The sequence below is a fragment of the Bradyrhizobium sp. CFUWI genome (genome assembly GCF_056429085.1).
The window spans coordinates 1-434 of the sequence record NZ_JBWJZE010000219.1; the positions used below are offsets into that span (position 1 = coordinate 1).

Consider the following 434-nt stretch of genomic DNA (forward strand, 5'->3'; position numbering starts at 1 on the left):
GAGCTTGGGCTGGTACACCAACCGGAACTCGCCGCGTGCCAGCGCCGGCAGGATCTCGCGCACCAGGCGGTAGGCCCGGCGGTGGGCCGCATCCAGCGCGGCGTCGTGCCATGCCAGCGCCGCCCCGCGGCCCAGGCCGGAATGCAGGGCTGCGCTGGCCATCCGCAGGGCGTCGCTGGGGCCCACGGCGCCGGCATCGAACTCCACGAGCCCGGCCATGGGCGCCAGTTCGATCGCACGCCCGTCGAAGGCCATGGGGCCGCTCAGGGCGGCCACCGTCTCCGCGGCGAATTGCTCGCGTTGCGCGCGGTTGCCGCCGGCGGGCTCCAGGCAGAAACGCATCTCGCCCACGTGGTAGACGGCGACGCCCCGCCCTGCCAGCCGCTTGAGTCTGTCTGCGAAGGCGATGGCGAGGGACTCCAGCGGTTCGGACC

The 434-nt window shown here is 74.0% G+C and carries 1 protein-coding gene; it reads right to left on the reverse strand.

Going from position 1 to position 434, the window contains the following annotated elements; all coding sequences use genetic code 11:
- Nucleotides 1-434 (reverse strand): hypothetical protein (locus tag AC066S_RS39515; protein ID WP_478272015.1); only part of this gene is annotated, 434 nt, incomplete at both ends.